We start from the raw sequence: 16,859 nt of genomic DNA on the forward strand, positions 1-16,859 counted from the left end.
GAGCCGCCGGCCGGGCCGCCGGTCAGGCCGCCGGTCCGAGGACCTCCAAGAGCCCACCCTCGCGGACCGCCGCGAGCGAGAGCACCTTGTAGCCTGCCGCGTCGAAGAACACGGTGAGCCGATCGCGCTCGGTGTGCATCACGACGCCGGCGCCCCAGGTCTCGTGCGAGACGCGCGCGGCGAGCGGGAACGGGTCCTCGCCGGCCGCGTCATGCTCCTCCGCCCAGCGGTAGGCGCTGCCGGATGCGCAGGTGTCGCAGTTCCCGCACGGCGCGGGCAGTTCCTCGCCGAAGTACCCGAGGAGGAACTGTCGGCGGCACATTCCCGTCTCGGCATACTCCTGCATCAGCTGCGACCGGGAGTGCTCGATCCGCTGCCGCGCCTCCGACTCCTCGACCGCGCGGGAGGCCGCCTCCCCCGGTCTGACGTCCTCCGCCGTCAGTTCGTCGTCGTTCCCGCCCAGTACCCGCGCGTCGCGCAGCAGCCCCAGCAGACGGCCGAGCGAGCGGACACTGATCCCGGTCCGTTCGGCCAGGTCGGAGCGCGAGAGCCCCGGCTCCTTCTTCACCGCGGCGAACACCCGGGCGAGCTCGTCCGCATCCGGGCCGCCGCCGGAGAAGAACTTCGTCAGCGCGAAGTCCTCCGGCCGGTAGTGCAGGGTCACGACGGCCGGTTCGCCGTCGCGGCCGGCCCGTCCGGCCTCCTGGTAGTAGCTGTCGAGGGAGTCCGTCACCGAGGCGTGGACGACGAAGCGGACGTCGTGCTTGTCGATGCCCATGCCGAAGGCGCTGGTCGCGGTGACCACCCGGGCCCGGTCGTCCATGAACCGCTCGTAGACGTCGTCGCGCTCCGCCCGCTTGAGCCCCGCGTGGTAGGCGGCGGCCGCGACCCCGTCGCCCTCCAGCTGCTCGGCGTACAGCTCCGCGTCCTTCCGCGTGGCGGTGTAGACGAGTCCCGACCCGTCCAGCTCGCGGACGTGCTCCACGACCGCCGTGCGCTTCTCCGAGTCCTCCTCGTAGCGGCGGACCTCCAGCCGGAGGTTCGGCCGGTCGAAGCCGGTGGCGAAGAGCCGCGGACGCCGCATCCCGAGCCGTTCCGCGATCTCGGCGCGCACCGGCGGGGCTCCCGTCGCCGTCATGGCGACGACCGGCGGATGGCCGAGCTCGTCGATGACTCCGCCGAGCAGGAGGTAGTCGGGACGGAAGTCGTGACCCCACGACGAGACGCAGTGCGCCTCGTCCACGGCGAACAGCGACACCGGCAGCGCGGCCAGCCGCTCGCGCACCTCCGGGTTGGCCAGCTGCTCGGGCGCCAGGAAGGCGAACCCGGGCTCACCGGACTCCAGCGCCTCCCAGTCCCGCTCGCGCTCCCGCTGTCCGGCGGAGGAGTTGATGGCGAACGCACGCGGCACATCCGTCGCCTCGCCGAGGGACCGCACCTGGTCCTCCTGGAGCGAGATCAGCGGCGAGACGACGATCGTGACGCCGCCCAGGACCGTGCCGGTCACCTGGTACAGGGACGACTTGCCGTACCCGGTCGGCATCACGGCGAGGACATCGCCGCCGGCGAGCAGCACCTCCATCGCCTCGGCGAGCCGGGGCCGCAGCGGGTCCCAGCCGAACGAATCGCGGGCGACGTCCTGGATGCGCGACATGAGGTCACCGTAGCCGGTCGAGCCGGGCGTGATCTGACGGGTCCGTTGCGTCATCGGGTGTAGGCGCGCTCCTGATCCTGCTCGTCGGCGACCCGCACACCGTGCCGGTAGGCGAGCTCGCCGCCGAGGAAGCCGGACACGCCGACGACGAGGATGCCGATCAGGGCCAGCACGAACCCGGCGACGCTCGGGCTGCTCGGGTCGCCCGCACGGACGATCGCGCTGATGACGAAGAGCACGACCGCCGTCGAGTTGAAGGCGAGGTGCCAGAGGGCCGTGCGCCGGACCTTGGTGCCGGCGGGCAGTTGCGAGAAGTCGAGCAGTCCGAAGACCGCGGCGACGACCGCGCCGATGATGCCGATGACCACGAGCCAGAGCGCTCCGGTCGCGAGCGCCTCCGGGGCGGCGCCGAGCAGCGCGGCGATGTCGAAGACCACCGCAGCGGTCCATGCCCCGATCGGAATGGTGACGACGGTCGCGTGGAACGGGTGCCCGTACGGCCCCGCGATGACGGAACGTGGACGCTTGGCGCGCCGGAATCCAGTGCCCGTGTCGGTGTCGTGGGTGGACATGGGTGCTCCTCTCGAGAGATGCGGCCATGATCGGACGACGCGGCGCGGAGCGGCAGACCCTTCCCCGCCGGGCACCGGGCGCGTATGGTCCCGCCGCATCCCCGTCGCGCGCGCCCGTCTCCGGCACTGCGAGCTGTCAAGGCCTGCCCTAGGACCTCCGCGCCGCCTACGGTGACCGGCATGAGCGCATCCCCTGTCGTCGTCATCACCGGAGCATCCAGCGGGCTCGGGAGGGCCACCGCCCTCGCCTTCGCGCGGCGCCACGCCCGCCTCGTCCTGGTGGCACGCGGCGCTGCCGGGCTCGAAGACGTGGTCGCCGAAGCCCGGGCGCACGGTGCGCGGGATGCCGTCGCCGTCGCGGGCGACACCACGGATCCGGCGACGGGCGATCGCGCAGCGGACACGGCCATCGCGCGCTACGGACGGCTCGACCTGTGGGTGAACGCCGCAGCGGTCAGCTCCTACGCCCGGTTCTGGGAGCAGCCGGCCGCCGAGTTCGAGCGGGTGCTCGACGTCGACATCCGCGGGTACGCCAACGGCGTGCGCAGCGCGCTGGGGGTGATGAGGTCGCAGCGCTCGGGTGTCATCGTCAACGTCGCGTCCATCCTGGGCGAGGTGCCCCAGCCGTACAGCGCCGCCTACTCGATGTCGAAGGCGGCGGTGATCGCCTTCGGGCGCAGTCTGCGCTCCGAGCTGGCGCTCGCGAAGTCGCCGGTGCACGTCGTCACGGTGCTCCCACCGGCGCTCGACACCCCGATCTTCCAGCACGCCGGCAACCGCTCGGGCCGTGAGGTCCGGGCGCTCCCGCCGGTGTACCCGCCGAGCCGCGCGGTCGACGAGATCCTCGCCGCCTGGAAGCACCCCGCCCGTGGCGAGCGCACCGTCACGGCCGCCGGGCGCACCCTGGTCCGTCAGCACACGAAGCGGCCTGCGACCGTGGAGGCGGCCATCGCGCGCCAGACGGAGCTCGGGCAGTTCCGCTCGAAGCCGTCCGGGCCGACGACCGGCAATCTGTTCTCCCCCTCTGGCGAGCCGCTGAGCGTCAGCGGTGGATGGGGCGGCCGCCGGGCGCAGACCCGCCGGCTCCTGACCGGTGCGGCCCTGATCGCCGGAGCGGTCGCCGTCGTCCGCGCGGTGCGGACGCAGCGGGACTGAGCGCCGCTACGTCCGCCCGGCCGGTCACCCCGGGAACGGCGCCGAGGGCCTACTGGACGGACCAGCCGCCGTCGCTCGGCAGCACGGCGCCGTTGATGTTCACGCCGTCGTCGCTCAGCAGGAACGTGATGGATGCGGCCAGCTGCTCCGCGGTCGCGATCGTCGGGATCTGCTGTTGGAACGGCGTCAGGCGCGCCGTGCCCGCCTCCGAGGGATGCGCCGGCATGGGGATGCCCGTCGCCACCCCGCCCGGAGCCACCGCGTTCACCCGGATGCCCTGCGGTCCGTACATGAACGCCGTGCTTCGGGTGAGCCCGACGACTCCGTGCTTCGAGACCGTGTACGCGGTGCCCGAGGCGTTGCCGCGGAGCCCTGCCTCGGAGGCCACGTTGACGATGGATCCGGCGCCCGCGGCCAGCATCGCCGGCAGCACCGCGCGGGTCAGCTTGAACCCGCCGGTCAGGTTGATGCCGATGGTGCGGTCCCACACCGCATCCGAGGTCTCATGGGCCGGCGAGAAGTCGTCGTTAACGCCGGCGATGTTCGCGAGCGCGTCGATCCGCTCGCCTGCGGCGGCCACGATGGCGTCGATGTCCTCCTGGCGTGTGATGTCGCCGACAACGGTCTCGATGGAGCCGTCCGGAAGGGACGCGGCGAGGTCTGCCAGCCGCTCCGCGGTGATGTCCACCGCGATCACGCGACCGCCCTCCCGGGCGATCCGGGAGGCGGTGGCCCGGCCGATCCCGGACGCCGCCCCGGTCACGATCACCGTGCGACCGTCGAAGCGGCCGGGCGTGACCTTCTCGACCCATCCGGTCTCGACATCCTCCGGCATGACGCCGTCGTTGGCCTGAAGCACCAGTCCGTCGACGACGGACTGCGGGAGCTGGCCCTGGCTCATGGCCACGAGTTGCTGGAGCGGGAGGCCGCGCACCGGCGCGAGCATCTCCTCGTTCACGCCGGACTGGGCCAGCAGCCCCTGGATCAGTGGCGCGCCCTTCGGGTGGGCCAGCCACTCTCCGATGGTGCTGTGCGCGGTGAGCGGTTTCGGGTCGGTCATCGTCGTCCTCCTCGTTCGGGATGCTCGGGTGTGTCGAGCGTGGAATCGATTATGACACTGAGTGCCACATAGCACGCTGGGAGAACGTCGTAGCGGATCCGTGACCTCTGGGGGCTTGCCCGGCGGCTCAGGAGGCGTATCCGTGGGTTACATCGATCCGCTGCGCGAAGGAGGCGACCATGGAGACGGTCCTCGCCGTGCTCGAGCGCGAAGACACCGCGTTCGAGATCGAGTTCGAACGCACCAGCGAGCCGCCGTTCGAGCTGCGCCTCCCGTCGCACATCGGCGGGGCTGCGGTGATGGACGTGTTCGACCTGTGCGACTCCACCCTCTGGCCGGAGTTGATCCGCTACCGCTTCACGGAGTGCGTGCCCGTCGTCATCGGATCCCCCGACGACTTCTGAGCCCGCGGGAGCGGACTCGATCGCTGCATACCGCCGTCCGCGGGCCGCTGGCTATGCTGTGCGCCATGAGCACCAAGAGCAGGCAGGGACCGCATCAGGAGGAGACGCTCCAGCTCGGCGAGAAGCGCGGGCTGTGGGGCGCGTTCGCCGGCCTGATCACCGCGGTGCTCATCGCCTACCCGTTGTCCGCGTGCATCGCCTTCGCGACGCATCCCGCCACCCAGAAGCTGTTCGGGGGACGGCTGGAGTCGGCGTCGGCCGGCGGGTTCGCCGCCTTCTGGTGGGTGCTCGCGCTCGGCTGCCTGGCGCTGCCGTTCATCGTCGGTTTCGGGATCGCCCGGCTGTCGGCGCGCGCGGTGATCGTCATCGCCACGATCGTCGTGCTGTTCCTGATCGCGGTCATCGTGCTCGGTCAGATGTTCGCGTTCTAACCGCGCTGCCTCACCTGGTCGTCGGGCCGCCCGGCCGCCGACGCGTCAGGCCGTCGTGAGCACGACCTTGGCGCCGGCGGGAGCCGCCTCTGCCGCACGGTGCGCCTCCCAGATGTCCGCGAGCGGCTGGACCAGCGGCTCGGCGACGCGCAGCGACCCGTCTGCCGCGTCCGCCAGCAGGCGAGCGAGGGTGCGCCGGTAGGCGTTGCGCCGGGTCGCCACGTACAGGGGCGCGCTGCACACGCGCTCCCGCCGGTCGCGGGCCGCGGTCGCCGCACCCCGCAGGGCGTCGGAGCGCTCGTGCCCGGCACGCCCGGCGAAGCCCGTGCGGACCAGCACGCCGTCGGCGGCCAGCACGTCGCGGACCCGTTCCGTCCCCGTGTGGTCGATGACCGCATCCACCGCCCCTCCCGCCGCCTGCCTGACGAGCGCGGGCCAGTCGCGGTCGGTGTGGTCGACGACGTGCGCGCCGAGCGCACGGACCCGGTCCGCCGTCCGGGCGGACGCGGTGCCGACCACGGTCGCGCCGGTGCGCAGGGCCAGCTGTGCGGCGAGCGCCCCCACTGCTCCGGACGCGCCCTGCACCAGGACGCTGCGGGCCGGGCCCGCGAGTTCCAGTGCGTGCGCCGCGGTGATCGCGTCGAGCGGCAGCACGGCCGCCGTCGCCGGGTCGAGCCCGGGCGGCACCGCGACCAGCAGCGTCGGCGCGAGCGTGAGGAACGTGGCGTGCGCGCCCATCCGCGGCAGGACGCCGGCGACCACCGCACCCGAGCGGAGACCCAGGGCAAGCGACACGGCCGACTCCGTGAGGAGCTCGCCGACGAAGTCGTAGCCGGTCACAAATCCGGGGACGGGATGCAGGATGTAGCCGCCGCGCCGGGCGAGCAGATCCGTCGCCCCGAGGGACGCATGCGTCACCCGCACGACGACCTCGTTGCCGCGGGGCGGGCGGATCGGCGCGCGGGCCAGCACCATCGCGGAGGCGTCGCCGAACCGGGACACGCGGGCCACGAGGCGCGACGGTCCCGTGTCCCCCGCGCGGATCATCGCGTGGTCAGCCGGCGCGGCGCTGCAGCAGCGCCGCGCGCTCGGGGTGCTTGTCGAACCAGTCGCCGACGTACGAGCACATCGGCACGATGTGCAGCGTCCCGTTCTTCTCGATGTCGTCGACCGCCCACTCCACCAGCTGACCGGCGTACCCCTTGCCGCGCTGGTTCGGCGCCGTGTACGCCCGCGTCAGCGAGATGGCGTCGCCCAGGATGCGGTAGTCGAGCACCGCAGCCAGCTCGCCGTCGACGTGCATCGCGTAGCGGCTCTCATCCGTCTGGTCGCTGAACTCCGTGGTCATGGGCCCATCGTACGTCCGCCGTCGCGCGGGGGAAGCGGGGTAGGGTGAAACCGTGGGATCCCGACCCGCACCCGAGGGTTCCCGCGCGTTCCGCGACCGAGGTCACAGCAGCCCAGGCCGCCGGCGGCACCCGCCGTCCGTGCGACTCGAGAACCCTGGAGTCCACCCGTGACGTTCGACACCCCGTCGCCCTCCCTCGCGCCCGCGTACCAGGCCCTGCTCGAGCAGGTGCCGATCGGCGAGCACTCCGTGATCGAGGCCGAGACAGTGGCCTACGAGCACGAGGGACTGGCGCTGGAGGGCTACCTGGCCCGGGATGCGCAGGCCGACGAGCGCAAGCCCGCCGTGCTGGTGCTGCACGACTGGTTCGGCGTCGCCGACAACGTCCGCATGCGCGCGCAGATGCTGGCCCGGCGCGGATACGTGGCCTTCGCCGCTGACCTCTTCGGCGCGGACGTGCGGCCGGCGACCGGCGACGACGCCTCCGCCGAGGCCGGGAAGTACTACCGCGACCTCCCGCTGCTCCGCTCGCGCGTGGCGGCCGGCTTCAGCTGGCTGCGGCAGCATCCCGCCGTCGACCCGGCGCGCCTCGCCGTCATCGGCTACTGCTTCGGCGGGACGGCGGCGCTCGAGTTCGCCCGCACCGGCGCACCGGCGCGCGGCGTCGTCTCGTTCCACGGCGGGCTGATCGCCCACGACCCGTCCGACGCCGGCCAGATCGCGGCATCCCTGCTGGTGCTGACCGGCGGCTCGGACCCGGTCGTGCCGGACGAGGCCGTCGTCGCCTTCGAGGAGGAGCTGCGGGGTGCGCCGCACGTGGACTGGCAGGTGACCATCTACTCCGGCGCCCCGCACGCCTTCACCATCCCGGGCCGCGACAACTACCGGCCGGTCGCCGACGCGCGCAGCTGGCGCGAACTGGTGTGCTTCCTGGACGAGGTGTTCCGGTGAGAGGGGCGGTGCACTGATGGAGCATCCCCTGCTGTTCGAGCCGGGCGACCCGTTGGTGGAGCGGGTGCGTGCGCTGTGCCTGCGGCTCCCGGAGGCCGTGGAGACGCTGAACCACGGGCGCCCGTCCTGGAAGGCGGGCACATCCGGGCGCGCCTTCGCCGTGCTCGGGGCGACGATGGACCACACGGACACCCTGGTGTTCAAGCCCGACCCGGCCGAGGCGCCGGCATGGCGTCAGGACCCGCGCGTGTTCGTCCCGAAGTACTGGGGCCCGAGCGGCTGGCTGGCGATCGAGCTGGACCGTGGGGCCGGCGACTGGTCGGAGACGTCCGAACTCATCGAGACGTCGTACCGCCAGGTCGCCCTCCGTCGCCAATTGGCGGTCTTGGATGGGGTCATGTAAGCTCTAATCCGGTCCGCGTGCGGATCATGCGCCACTAGCTCAACGGATAGAGCATCTGACTACGGATCAGAAGGTTGGGGGTTCGAATCCCTCGTGGCGCACTGTGCTGAAGCACAGAGCACTGGTTGAGACAGTGAATGCCCCGCTCCTCGTCGAGCGGGGCTTTTTCGTGCTGTCGGTTCCTGTTCGATCGTCGGAGAACGGGTCTCAAATCTCCGACGCAGGGCTCTGCGGAGGGAGTTTCGGGGCGATCAGGCTCGGATCTCCGACGAACGCGCGCAAATCTCCGACGATCGGAGAAGGCAGCCGGGCTGGCGGCGGGCGGCGGTCAGCCGGCGGCGGGGGGCGCCGTGCTGGCGCGCACCACGAGGCGCGTGTGGAGCACGGAGGAGCGCACCGGCTCCGGGCGGTCCTCGATCTCGGCGATCAGCAGTTCGAGGGCGCGGCGGCCGATCGCCTCGAACTCCTGGTGAACGGTGGTGAGCGGGGGCCAGAACGAGTCCGACTCGGCCATGTCGTCGAAGCCGACGACGCTGACCTCCTCGGGCACGCGCCGTCCCGCCTCGTGCAGTGCGCGGAGCACGCCGAGCGCCATCTGGTCGTTCGCGGCGAATACCGCGGTGATCTCGGGACGCGCGGCGATCTCCTGGCCGTGGCGGTATCCCGAAGCCGTCGACCAGTCGCCGCGGAACACGTCGGGGATGGGCGCGCCCGCCGCCTCCAGCGTCCGCCGCCACGACTCCTCGCGCCGTGCGGCCGAGTACGACTCCGCCGGGCCGGAGATGTGCCACACCGTGCGGTGGCCGAGGGCGAGGAGGTGCTCCGTCGCCTGGCGGGCGCCCTCCGCCTGGTCGGTGTCGACCTGGGGGTAGTCCGGCCGCTCGGTCGAGTCGACGACGACGACCGAGAGGCCCGGCGGCAGCTCCACGTCGCCGCGGTCGACGATGTGCGCCTCCAGCACGACGATGATGCCGTCGACCGCCTGCTCGAGCAGCCGGCTGAAGGCGATGCTGACGTCCTTCTGGGTCGGATGCTCGACCGGCACGACCGTGATCGAGTAGCCCGCGGTGGCGGCCGAGACCGCGATCGCGTCGAGGGTGCGCATGTTGCCGTAGGAGGAGAGCGTGAACATGACGACGCCGATGTTCCGGAACTGCCCGGAGCGGAGCGCCCGCGCGGCGCGGTTGGGCCGGTAGCCGAGCGCCTGCATGGAGGCGAGCACGCGCTCCCGAGTGGACTCCTCCACGTTGGTGAGCCCGTTCGCGACCCGCGACACCGTCTGCGTCGACACCCCCGCGTGCAGCGCGACGTCGCCCAGCGACGGGCCGCGCTTACGGGATCCCGTGCGGGCGGACGGCGTATCGGCGAGCGACTCGGTCATGATCTCCATTTCGTTGCAACTCCGACCTTGCGGCATGTTGACGTCAACATGCTAGAGTAAGCGCCACGATGTTGACGTAAACATCGCCAAGACCACCAACTCGGGAACCACATGACAACGACGTCCCTCACGCAGGCCGGCACCGCGGACGGCAGCCGCCGCCTCCGGCGGAGCCGCCGCGACTGGCGCGGCTGGGCCTTCGTCGCCCCGTTCATGATCGTCTTCGCGGCCATGATCATCGCCCCGGTCGTGTACGCGCTGTACCTCAGCCTCTTCCGTCAGCAGCTCATCGGCGGCAACGCCTTCGTCGGCCTCGGCAATTACGTCGCCGTCTTCCAGGACGCCAAGTTCTGGCAGTCGCTCGGCCGGGTCACCCTGTTCCTCGTGGTGCAGGTGCCCGTCATGCTGGCGCTGTCGCTGGTCGCCGCTCTGGCGCTCGACAGCGCCCGCCTCCACGGCGCGGCGTTCTTCCGCATCGCGCTGTTCCTCCCCTACGCGGTCCCCGGCGTCGTCGCGGCGCTGATCTGGGGCTTCATCTACGGCGACCAGTTCGGCCTCACCGCCAGCCTGAACGCGCTGCTCGGCACCGGGCTCGCACCGCTGAGCGGCCAGTGGGTGCTGGCGTCGATCGGCAACATCGTCACCTGGGAGTTCATGGGCTACAACATGCTCATCTTCTACTCGGCGCTGCGCGTCATCCCGACCGAGCTCTACGAGGCGGCGGAGATCGACGGAGCGGGCGCTTTCCGCACGGTGTTCAGCATCAAGCTCCCGGCCATCCGGGGCGCCCTGGTCATCGCCACGATCTTCAGCATCATCGGGAGCTTCCAGCTCTTCAACGAGCCGAACCTCCTCAAGCAGCTGGCCCCCAACGCGATCAGCAGCTACTTCACGCCCAACATGTACGCCTACAACCTCTCGTTCGCCGGGCAGCAGTTCAACTACGCCGCGACGGTCGCGATCGTGATGGGCGTCGTCACCGCCGTGATCGCCTACGTCGTGCAGCTCCGCGGCACGAGGAAGGAGCTCCGCTGATGGCCTCGCTGACCGAAACCGGCACCGGCGCCGGCACCGGCACCCGGAACGCCCGCTCCCGCACCGCCCCCTCCCGGGCCGCCGCCCGCAGCAACGCGGGAGCGTCGTCCGGCCGCCGCATCCGCAAGTCGCCCGTGCTCACGGTTCTCATGGTGCTGTTCGTCATCTACTCGTTCGTGCCGCTGGTCTGGCTGATCGTGAACGCGACGAAGAGCCAGCCCGACCTCTACTCCACGTTCGGGCTCTGGTTCGGCAAGGACTTCAACCTGTTCCAGAACATCGCGGACACCTTCACCTACCGCGACGGCATCTTCGTGCAGTGGCTCGGCAACACGCTGCTCTACGTCGTCGTCGGGGCGGGCGGGGCGACACTGCTCGCGACGGTCGCCGGCTACGGTCTGGCCAAATACGACTTCCCCGGCAAGCGCGCGGTCTTCGCCGTCGTGCTCGGCGCGATCGCGGTCCCCGGCACGGCGCTGGCGGTCCCCACGTTCCTGATGTTCAGCCAGGCCGGGCTGACCAACACGCCGTGGGCCATCATCCTGCCGTCCCTGATCAGCCCGTTCGGCCTCTACCTGGTCTGGACCTACGCCACCGAGGCCGTTCCGACGGAGCTGCTCGAGGCGGCGCGGATGGACGGAGCGGGCGAGTTCCGCACCTTCTTCACCATCTCGCTGCGGCTGCTCGCGCCCGGGATCGTCACGGTCGCCCTCTTCGCGATCGTCGCCACCTGGAACAACTACTTCCTGCCGCTCATCATGCTGAGCGATCCGACCTGGTACCCCCTCACGGTCGGCCTCAGCCAGTGGAGCGCGCAGGCGACCGGGGTCGGCGCCCAGCCGATCTTCAACCTCGTGATCACCGGATCGCTCATCACGATCGTCCCGATCGTGGCCGCGTTCCTGGTGCTCCAGCGCTACTGGCAGTCGGGTCTGGCCGCCGGAAGCGTCAAGCAGTGACACCATCCCAGCCCACCCCTCGCACCCTCATTCCACGAAGAAGTGAAAGGAAGCCCATGAAGCGCACCATCGGGTCCCGCACCCTGCGCAGGACCGTCGCGGCCGCGATCGTCAGCACCGTCGTCGGCATCTCGCTCGCCGCCTGCTCCGGCGGCGCCTCGTCCTCCGGCGGGAGCGCCTCGGACATCGACTCCGCCCTCAAGCAGGGCGGCACCATCACCTACTGGTCGTGGACGCCGTCCGCCGAGGCGCAGGTCGCCGCCTTCGAGAAGAAGTACCCGAAGGTGAAGGTCAAGCTGGTCAACGCCGGCACGAACACCACCGAGTACACCAAGCTCCAGAACGCGATCAAGGCGGGATCGGGCGCCCCCGATGTCGCGCAGGTCGAGTACTACGCCATCCCGCAGTTCGCCCTGTCCGACTCCCTCGTCGACCTGAAGCAGTACGGCTTCGACTCGCTGAAGAGCGACTACACGCCCGGACCGTGGGGCTCGGTCAACGTCGGCGGCCAGCTCGTCGGCCTGCCCCAGGACTCCGGCCCCATGGCGATGTTCTACAACAAGACGCTGTTCGACAAGTACGGCATCGAGGTCCCGAAGACGTGGGACGAATACGTGGCCGCCGCCCAGAAGCTGCACGCCGCCGACCCGAACGCCTACATCACGAGCGACTCCGGTGACTCCGGTTTCACCACGTCCATGATCTGGCAGGCGGGCGGGCGTCCGTTCAGCGTCGACGGCACCAAGGTGTCGATCGACCTCCAGGACGAGGGCACCAAGAAGTGGACGGCGACCTGGGACAAGCTGGTCGAGGGCAAGCTGCTGTCGACGGTCCCCGGCTGGAGCGACGACTGGTTCAAGGCGCTCGGCAACGGCTCCATCGCCACCCTGGTCACCGGCGCGTGGATGCCCGGCGTGCTCGAGTCGTCGGTGAAGGACGGCGCGGGCCAGTGGCGCGTCGCCCCCATCCCGACCTACGACGGCACCCCGGCGAACGCCGAGAACGGCGGAGGCGGCCAGGTCGTGCTCAAGCAGAGCAAGAACCAGGCGCTCGCGGCCGGCTTCCTGAAGTGGCTGAACAACGACCCGGAGAGCATCAAGGTCTTCCTGAAGTCGGGCGGTTTCCCCTCGACCACGAAGGACCTGGAGTCGTCCGACTTCCTCGCCAGCGCGCCCGACTACTTCGGCGGCCAGAAGATCAACGAGGTGCTCGTGGACGGCGCGAAGAACGTCTCGACCGGGTGGCAGTACCTGCCGTTCCAGGTGTACGCGAACAGCATCTACGGCGACACCGTCGGTCAGTCGTACACGTCGAACTCCAGCCTGAACCCGGGCCTGCAAGCCTGGCAGAAGGCGCTGGTCGACTACGGCAACCAGCAGGGCTTCACCGTCACCGGCAAGTAGCCCGTTGTTCCGGTGGCCGGCCGCGCGCGNCCACCTCCGACTCTCATCCAGGAGAACCATGACCACCTTCGAGATCGTGGGTGACGACTTCGTCCTCGACGGCGAGCCGCACCGCATCCTCTCCGGCGCCCTGCACTACTTCCGCGTGCATCCGGACGACTGGGCCGACCGCATCCGCAAGGCGCGCATGATGGGGCTCAACACGATCGAGACGTACGTTCCGTGGAACGCGCACGAGCCGGTTCCCGGCGGATGGCGTGCCGACGGTCGGCTCGACCTGGAGCGGTTCCTGCGGACGGTGGCCGACGAGGGGATGCACGCCATCGTCCGCCCCGGCCCCTACATCTGTGCGGAGTGGGACAACGGCGGGCTCCCCGCGTGGCTGTTCACCGATCCGGAGGTGGGAATCCGGCGCTCCGAGCCGCGATTCGTCGCGGCGCTGTCGCGCTACCTCCGCAACGTGCTGGACATCGTCCGGCCGCTCCAGGTCACCGAGGGCGGACCGGTGCTGCTGGTGCAGGTCGAGAACGAGTACGGCGCGTACGGCGACGACAAGGAGTACCTGCGGCAGCTCGTCGAGGTGATCCGCGGCGCCGGGATCACCGTGCCGCTGACCACGGTGGATCAGCCGCAGGACGACATGCTCGAGAACGGGTCGCTGCCGGGCCTGCTGAAGACCGCCTCCTTCGGCTCGCGCTCACGGGAGCGCCTGGCCACCCTGCGCCGCCACCAGCCGACCGGGCCGCTGATGTGCTCGGAGTTCTGGGACGGCTGGTTCGACAGCTGGGGCACGCATCACCACACGACGCCGGTCGCCGAGTCGGCCGCCGACCTCGACGAGCTGCTGGCGCTCGGCGCCTCGGTCAACCTCTACATGTTCCACGGGGGCACGAACTTCGGCTTCACCAACGGAGCCAACGACAAGGGCGTCTACCAGCCGATCGTCACCAGCTACGACTACGACGCCCCGCTCGACGAGTCCGGCGAGCCGACCGAGAAGTTCTGGGCGTTCCGCGACGTGATCGCCAAGTACGCGGAACTGCCGGAACTCGAACCGGTCGTGGCCGCCGCGGCGCCGTCGTTCACCGTCCCGTTCGACGCCGCCGTCCCGCTGTGGGCGGTCGCCGACCGGCTCGGCGAGTGGTCGCACACCGACGAGCTGCCGACCTTCGACGAGCTGGGTCACTACAGCGGCCTCGGCCTCTACCGCACCGAGATCGACACCGCGGAGCCCGCGGTGCTGGAGTTCGGCGAGGTGCGGGACCGCGCCTACGTCTCCGTCGGAACCAGCCGCCTGGGCGTGCTTGCGCGCGACCACCACGACAGCGCCATCGCGCTCTCCCCCAGCCGGGGAACGCTCACGGTGCTGGTCGAGGACCAGGGACGCGTCGACTACGGCCCCCGCATCGGCGAGCCGAAGGGCCTGATCGGCCGGGTGCACCTGAACGGCGAGGAGCTGAGGCGGTGGAGCGTCCTTCCGCTCCAGCTGTCCTCGATCGAGCCGGTGCGCGACGCCCTGGACGGTGCCGCCGGGGCGCCGGAGCGGCTGGCCGGTCCGGTCTTCGCCCGCGCCGGCTTCGAGCTGGACGAGCCGTGTCCACTCTTCCTCGACACGACGGGATGGGGCAAGGGCGTCGCCTGGATCAACGGCTTCAATCTCGGCCGCTACTGGACGCGCGGCCCCCAGCAGACCCTGTACGTTCCGCGCGGGGTGCTCCGTGCGGGTGCCAACGAGCTGATCGTGCTGGAACTCGAGTCGGCCGCCGAGGCGGTCGCCGCGTTCGTCCCCGAGCCGCGGCTGGGCCACACGGAGGTCTGACCGGCTACAGCCCCGCGGCCGCCGGCGCGTCCACGGCCGGGCCGGCCGCGGCACGGCCGCGCACGGTCAGCACCGCGACGCACACCACGATCGCCGCGAACAGCACCAGGCTGACCGGTCCGGTGCCCAGCGCCATGCCGCCGCGCGCGTGCGACACGGCGAGGCCGTCGGAGAGCGAAGCGCCGAACGGGCGGGTCAGCACATACGCCGTCCAGAAGGCGGCCGTCGCACCGAATCCCCACCACCGGTAGGCGATGCCCGGAATGGCGAAGAGGATGCCGAACAGCAGCGCGGAGGCGAAATAGCCGAGGCCGAGCGTGGTCGCCGTCAGGTCGCCGACCGCCGTTCCGAGGGCGAACGTCACCAGGACCGCGGACCAGTAGAACCCCTGGCGCGCCGGGGTGTCGATGCGGTGCACCGAGAGCGTCCGCTGCGTCCGGTACCAGAGGGCGAACACAGCGGTGAGGACGACCGCGAACACGAGGGTGGACACCAGGTACGGCACCCCGAGCTCGACGTGCAGCACGTCGGCGACCATGGTGCCGAACACGGCCACCATCAGCACCGCCGACCAGTACACCCACGGGATGTACCGGCGCACCGCGAACTGCAGCCCGAGCGCCGCGGCGAAGAGGACGAAGGCGCCGCCCACCGCGACGACCGGGTCGATGGTCTTGACCAGGAAGTCGGACGCGGTCTCCCCCATCGCGGTCGTCAGCAGCTTCGTCACCCAGAAGAGCGCGGTGACGGCGGGGACGGTGTTGCGCATCCCCCCAGCATCCCGAACCCCAGACCTCCCACCCTGAGCGGCGGGCGCGAACGCCTGAGAGGGCTCAGAGGCTGCTCGCCGTCCCGGACCGGGTACGCTCCGAGAGGACCCGGGGCGCTCGCCCCCGCGAAGGAGCAGTGACCATGCGCAGAAGCGACCTCCCCGAGGACTTCGTCGTCGGGACGGCGACGGCCTCGTATCAGATCGAGGGGGCCACCCGCGAGGACGGGCGCGGCGAGAGCATCTGGGACACGTTCGCGCGCGTCCCCGGCGCCATCGCCGACGGCAGCACCGGCGACGTCGCCGACGACCACTACCACCGCTGGGCGGAGGACGTCCGGCTGATGTCCGATCTCGGCGTCGACGCGTACCGGTTCTCGATCGCGTGGCCGCGCATCCAGCCCGACGGCACCGGCGCGCCGCTCAAGGCGGGCATCGACTTCTACCGCCGCCTCGCCGAGGGGCTCCGCGAGCGGGGCATCACGCCGTGGGCGACCCTCTACCACTGGGATCTGCCCCAGGCGCTGGAGGACCGCGGCGGCTGGCTGCAGCGCGACACGGCGATGCGCTTCGCGGACTACGCCGCGCAGGTGGCCGACCGCCTCGGCGACGTGGTCACCGACTGGATCACGCTGAACGAGCCCTGGTGCTCGGCGTTCCTCGGATACGCGAGCGGTCACCACGCCCCCGGCCGGACCCTCGGTTCGACGGCGTCGCACGCGGCGCACCACCTCCTCCTCGGTCACGGGCACGCGCTCGAGGCGTTGCGCGCGAGCAGCTCGACCGCGCGGGTGGGCACGACGCTCAACCTCTACTCGGTCCAGCCGGCAGGCGACTCCGACGGGGATGCGGACGCCGCCCGCCGCATCGACGGCCTCAGCAACCGGCTGTTCCTCGACCCCGTGCTGCGCGGCTCCTACCCCGCCGACGTGCTCGACGACCTCGGCGAGACGGCCTGGTTCGCCGAGAACGCCACCGACGACGACCTGCGCCGCATCTCGGCGCCGATCGACTTCCTCGGCATCAACTACTACAGCCGGCACACGGTCGCCTCCGGCTCCACCCCCGCCGCGGGCGCCCCGGCGAGCGCCTATCCGGGCAGCGAGCACGTCCGCTTCGTCCGCACCGGAGCGCCGGTCACCGAGATGGGCTGGGAGATCCACCCCGACGGGATGGTCGACGTGCTCCGGCAGGCGCACGAGCTCGCCCCCGAGCTGCCGCTCTACATCACCGAGAACGGCGCCGCCTACCCCGACCGGGTGGACGAGGACGGCGTGATCGACGACGGCGCACGCACCGAGTACCTCGAGGCCCACTTCGAGGCGGCACGGGATGCCGTCGCCGAGGGACTCCCGCTGCGCGGCTACTTCATCTGGTCGCTGATGGACAACTGGGAGTGGGCGTGGGGCTACTCGCGCCGCTTCGGCCTGGTGCACGTCGACTACCGGACGCAGAAGCGCACCCCCAAGCGCAGCGCCCGGTGGGTGGCGGATTTCCTCCGCGACGCGGTTCCGG

17 protein-coding genes and 1 tRNA gene are annotated in these 16,859 nt (G+C 71.1%); 11 read left to right on the top strand and 7 right to left on the bottom strand.

Annotated features, from left to right (window positions below):
* Nucleotides 1–22 precede the first annotated feature (22 nt).
* Both ACTJI1_RS12155 and ACTJI1_RS12160 read right to left on the bottom strand, forming a co-directional pair.
* Complete coding sequence (locus tag ACTJI1_RS12155) at nucleotides 23–1,708, bottom strand: RecQ family ATP-dependent DNA helicase (RefSeq protein WP_440742861.1); 1,686 nt, start codon at nucleotides 1,706–1,708, stop codon at nucleotides 23–25.
* Nucleotides 1,705–2,226: a DUF2231 domain-containing protein gene (locus tag ACTJI1_RS12160; RefSeq protein WP_440742862.1), complete on the bottom strand. Its 522-nt coding sequence runs from the start codon at nucleotides 2,224–2,226 to the stop codon at nucleotides 1,705–1,707. The genes ACTJI1_RS12155 and ACTJI1_RS12160 overlap by 4 nt, the downstream gene beginning before the upstream one ends.
* Before the next feature lie 180 nt (nucleotides 2,227–2,406).
* On the opposite strand from ACTJI1_RS12160, the gene ACTJI1_RS12165 reads away from it, so the two are divergent.
* Nucleotides 2,407–3,381, top strand: a complete 975-nt coding sequence (locus ACTJI1_RS12165; protein WP_440742863.1) for an SDR family NAD(P)-dependent oxidoreductase — start codon at nucleotides 2,407–2,409, stop codon at nucleotides 3,379–3,381.
* Between the two features lie 49 nt (nucleotides 3,382–3,430).
* Here the strand turns inward: ACTJI1_RS12165 and ACTJI1_RS12170 are convergent, their stop codons facing one another.
* Complete coding sequence (locus ACTJI1_RS12170) at nucleotides 3,431–4,441, bottom strand: SDR family NAD(P)-dependent oxidoreductase (RefSeq protein WP_440742864.1); 1,011 nt, start codon at nucleotides 4,439–4,441, stop codon at nucleotides 3,431–3,433.
* A gap of 179 nt (nucleotides 4,442–4,620) precedes the next feature.
* Here ACTJI1_RS12170 and ACTJI1_RS12175 point away from each other — a divergent pair, with 179 nt between their 5' ends.
* Together ACTJI1_RS12175 and ACTJI1_RS12180 are read left to right on the top strand one after the other, a co-directional pair.
* Entirely contained in the window at nucleotides 4,621–4,845 is a 225-nt protein-coding gene (locus ACTJI1_RS12175; protein WP_440742865.1) for a hypothetical protein, read from the top strand.
* 65 nt (nucleotides 4,846–4,910) lie between these two features.
* Nucleotides 4,911–5,276, top strand: coding sequence for a hypothetical protein (locus ACTJI1_RS12180; protein WP_310133239.1), 366 nt, complete (start codon nucleotides 4,911–4,913; stop codon nucleotides 5,274–5,276).
* 45 nt (nucleotides 5,277–5,321) lie between these two features.
* On the opposite strand, the gene ACTJI1_RS12185 is transcribed toward ACTJI1_RS12180, so the two are convergent.
* Nucleotides 5,322–6,287, bottom strand: a complete 966-nt coding sequence (locus ACTJI1_RS12185) for a zinc-binding dehydrogenase (RefSeq protein ID WP_440742866.1) — start codon at nucleotides 6,285–6,287, stop codon at nucleotides 5,322–5,324.
* A 43-nt stretch (nucleotides 6,288–6,330) separates the two neighbouring features.
* On the bottom strand, nucleotides 6,331–6,624 hold the full coding sequence (locus ACTJI1_RS12190) for a GNAT family N-acetyltransferase (protein ID WP_310133237.1): 294 nt from the start codon (nucleotides 6,622–6,624) through the stop codon (nucleotides 6,331–6,333).
* 168 nt (nucleotides 6,625–6,792) lie between these two features.
* Here ACTJI1_RS12190 and ACTJI1_RS12195 point away from each other — a divergent pair, with 168 nt between their 5' ends.
* The 3 genes from ACTJI1_RS12195 to ACTJI1_RS12205 all read left to right on the top strand — a co-directional run bounded on the left by ACTJI1_RS12195 (nucleotide 6,793) and on the right by ACTJI1_RS12205 (nucleotide 8,079).
* Complete coding sequence (locus ACTJI1_RS12195) at nucleotides 6,793–7,575, top strand: dienelactone hydrolase family protein (protein WP_440742867.1); 783 nt, start codon at nucleotides 6,793–6,795, stop codon at nucleotides 7,573–7,575.
* Nucleotides 7,576–7,591: 16 nt separating this feature from the next.
* Nucleotides 7,592–7,978, top strand: coding sequence for an MmcQ/YjbR family DNA-binding protein (locus ACTJI1_RS12200; protein ID WP_440742868.1), 387 nt, complete (start codon nucleotides 7,592–7,594; stop codon nucleotides 7,976–7,978).
* Nucleotides 7,979–8,006: 28 nt separating this feature from the next.
* A tRNA-Arg gene (locus ACTJI1_RS12205) sits at nucleotides 8,007–8,079 on the top strand.
* A 227-nt stretch (nucleotides 8,080–8,306) separates the two neighbouring features.
* Here ACTJI1_RS12205 and ACTJI1_RS12210 read toward each other — a convergent pair.
* Entirely contained in the window at nucleotides 8,307–9,359 is a 1,053-nt protein-coding gene (locus tag ACTJI1_RS12210; RefSeq protein ID WP_310133231.1) for a LacI family DNA-binding transcriptional regulator, read from the bottom strand.
* A gap of 111 nt (nucleotides 9,360–9,470) precedes the next feature.
* Here ACTJI1_RS12210 and ACTJI1_RS12215 point away from each other — a divergent pair, with 111 nt between their 5' ends.
* From ACTJI1_RS12215 to ACTJI1_RS12230, 4 genes are all read left to right on the top strand, one after another.
* Nucleotides 9,471–10,394, top strand: a complete 924-nt coding sequence (locus ACTJI1_RS12215; protein WP_440742869.1) for a carbohydrate ABC transporter permease — start codon at nucleotides 9,471–9,473, stop codon at nucleotides 10,392–10,394.
* A complete protein-coding gene (locus tag ACTJI1_RS12220; RefSeq protein ID WP_440742870.1) occupies nucleotides 10,394–11,353 on the top strand; it encodes a carbohydrate ABC transporter permease in 960 nt (319 codons plus the stop codon). Before ACTJI1_RS12215 ends, ACTJI1_RS12220 begins: the two co-directional genes overlap by 1 nt.
* Nucleotides 11,354–11,409: 56 nt before the next feature.
* Nucleotides 11,410–12,756 (top strand): ABC transporter substrate-binding protein, encoded by a 1,347-nt coding sequence (locus ACTJI1_RS12225; protein WP_440742871.1) that lies wholly within the window; start codon nucleotides 11,410–11,412, stop codon nucleotides 12,754–12,756.
* Between the two features lie 58 nt (nucleotides 12,757–12,814).
* The gene (locus ACTJI1_RS12230) at nucleotides 12,815–14,575 is read left to right on the top strand and encodes a glycoside hydrolase family 35 protein (protein WP_440742872.1); all 1,761 of its coding nucleotides are present in this window, start codon (nucleotides 12,815–12,817) and stop codon (nucleotides 14,573–14,575) included.
* 4 nt (nucleotides 14,576–14,579) lie between these two features.
* Here the strand turns inward: ACTJI1_RS12230 and ACTJI1_RS12235 are convergent, their stop codons facing one another.
* Nucleotides 14,580–15,344, bottom strand: a complete 765-nt coding sequence (locus ACTJI1_RS12235) for a COG4705 family protein (RefSeq protein ID WP_440742873.1) — start codon at nucleotides 15,342–15,344, stop codon at nucleotides 14,580–14,582.
* Between the two features lie 143 nt (nucleotides 15,345–15,487).
* On the opposite strand from ACTJI1_RS12235, the gene ACTJI1_RS12240 reads away from it, so the two are divergent.
* The coding region (locus ACTJI1_RS12240; RefSeq protein WP_440742874.1) for a GH1 family beta-glucosidase at nucleotides 15,488–16,859 on the top strand (1,372 nt) is incomplete at its 3' end.

It is taken from the genome of Leifsonia sp. 22587 (assembly GCF_052044215.1).
Taxonomy (GTDB): Bacteria; Actinomycetota; Actinomycetes; order Actinomycetales; family Microbacteriaceae; genus Leifsonia; species Leifsonia shinshuensis_C.

Coding starts and splice junctions, on each gene's coding strand:
- ACTJI1_RS12200 (WP_440742868.1), top strand. CDS start 7,592: ATGGAGCATCCCCTGCTGTTCGAGCCGGGCGACCCGTTGGTGGAGCGG.
- ACTJI1_RS12165 (WP_440742863.1), top strand. CDS start 2,407: ATGAGCGCATCCCCTGTCGTCGTCATCACCGGAGCATCCAGCGGGCTC.
- ACTJI1_RS12210 (WP_310133231.1), bottom strand. CDS start 9,359: ATGACCGAGTCGCTCGCCGATACGCCGTCCGCCCGCACGGGATCCCGT.
- ACTJI1_RS12220 (WP_440742870.1), top strand. CDS start 10,394: ATGGCCTCGCTGACCGAAACCGGCACCGGCGCCGGCACCGGCACCCGG.
- ACTJI1_RS12215 (WP_440742869.1), top strand. CDS start 9,471: ATGACAACGACGTCCCTCACGCAGGCCGGCACCGCGGACGGCAGCCGC.
- ACTJI1_RS12170 (WP_440742864.1), bottom strand. CDS start 4,441: ATGACCGACCCGAAACCGCTCACCGCGCACAGCACCATCGGAGAGTGG.
- ACTJI1_RS12155 (WP_440742861.1), bottom strand. CDS start 1,708: ATGACGCAACGGACCCGTCAGATCACGCCCGGCTCGACCGGCTACGGT.
- ACTJI1_RS12180 (WP_310133239.1), top strand. CDS start 4,911: ATGAGCACCAAGAGCAGGCAGGGACCGCATCAGGAGGAGACGCTCCAG.
- ACTJI1_RS12160 (WP_440742862.1), bottom strand. CDS start 2,226: ATGTCCACCCACGACACCGACACGGGCACTGGATTCCGGCGCGCCAAG.
- ACTJI1_RS12230 (WP_440742872.1), top strand. CDS start 12,815: ATGACCACCTTCGAGATCGTGGGTGACGACTTCGTCCTCGACGGCGAG.
- ACTJI1_RS12190 (WP_310133237.1), bottom strand. CDS start 6,624: ATGACCACGGAGTTCAGCGACCAGACGGATGAGAGCCGCTACGCGATG.
- ACTJI1_RS12235 (WP_440742873.1), bottom strand. CDS start 15,344: ATGCGCAACACCGTCCCCGCCGTCACCGCGCTCTTCTGGGTGACGAAG.
- ACTJI1_RS12175 (WP_440742865.1), top strand. CDS start 4,621: ATGGAGACGGTCCTCGCCGTGCTCGAGCGCGAAGACACCGCGTTCGAG.
- ACTJI1_RS12225 (WP_440742871.1), top strand. CDS start 11,410: ATGAAGCGCACCATCGGGTCCCGCACCCTGCGCAGGACCGTCGCGGCC.